Source organism: Oleiphilus sp. HI0132 (assembly GCF_001635845.1).
In genome coordinates, this window is sequence record NZ_LWGJ01001713.1 from 1 (window position 1) to 1299 (window position 1299).

The 1299-nt window shown below is 49.7% G+C and carries 2 protein-coding genes; both read right to left on the minus strand.

All coding sequences use genetic code 11. The features are described 5' to 3' along the window. On the minus strand, nt 1–912 hold a 912-nt coding region (locus A3766_RS26220; RefSeq protein WP_068643274.1), incomplete at its 3' end, for a phage tail sheath subtilisin-like domain-containing protein. After that, on the minus strand, nt 905–1299 hold a 395-nt coding region (locus A3766_RS31640; protein ID WP_068643276.1), incomplete at its 5' end, for a hypothetical protein. The genes A3766_RS26220 and A3766_RS31640, both read right to left, overlap by 8 nt.

Sequence of the window (1299 nt, forward strand, 5' to 3'; positions counted from 1 at the left end):
AAAGGCCCACTTGGGATCAGCGCTACAACTGCGATTACCCCAAAGTCGAAATCCATCTTTCTGGATAATGGTGGCCACTTCATTTTCATTTAGGAAATTGGCGCGTGCATTGACATCACCTAATGCAAAATCAACACTTCGAGCAGTACCCATCAAACCGCGAATTTCACGATTAGACGGTGACCACCAGAAGCCGCGCTCTGCATCTGATTTAGCAATCAACCCTGCGACTCGGGCACTGGCTGGGCGCACGACTTCGACGTTGTCTTCGGCATCCCAAACGCGAACCCAAGGATCAATTAAATACAGTCTTGGGCTACCAAACATTTGTCGGTAATCGATGGCTTCTTCATCGTTGTAATTCGGGCCATCGGCAATCACAACGGCTCGGAGCCGTTCAGCGACAGACAGAAGTTCGTTGGCTACGGCCGGGTGATGACTAAACTCAGGCGCGATTAAAATACGGGGCGTGACATGCACTTCGCTTTCGGCAGCGAGGAATGCCTGAATACCAAGATACTGGCCGGTTTCATCATCAATACCACCGATGACCTGGCCGATGTTTGAAAACCAAGGGCCTGCCATTGCCAAACGAGGACCCTCTTCTTCGATGAGCGAGGGCCATTCCTCATCTTCACCAAACCAGTCCGGCACACGGATCAGAACGATCATCGCTCCCGTTTGATCGAAGATATCGTCAATGGCTGCAGGCAAGGTTCCGGTTCGTCCCAAACCAGCCGCTTCACTGCGTTTACCCGCAATTAAAATAGGCGTGTGATAAGGGAATCGGTCTTCATCTGCATCGGGCGCTGTGCCGATCAAACCGATAACGGATGAGCGAACCGTTTTTATTGGGCGTGGACCAGAGTCGATTTCAACGACTTCCACGCCATGGAGAAATTGTTCAGGCATTTGGCTTCACCTCAATATGATGTAAAAACAGGAAACAGAGGTACCAGTCATCCTGCTGAGTGACAGGTACTTGATGTTCGTTTGCCAAAGAAAAGAAGTAAGCATCTCCGGCCTTGTTGGTTAGCGCTTCGGCTTTGCCTGAATCCCACAATTCAAATACACCGCCATCGTTAAGCGGTATGGATAGGCAGTTAAATAATGGTTTGGATGCTAGATAGCGATCTAATTGCCCCCCTTTGGGAAAGTGGAGTAACCATGCTTCATTGGCATTTTTTCGAAGATCGGGTGGAAGCGAAGCATCCACCATAGATTTAAGTGAATCCGGCATGTGCCAGTATTTGAGAAACTGGTATTCGGATAGCACGTCATTGCCGCTGGCTCCCATTC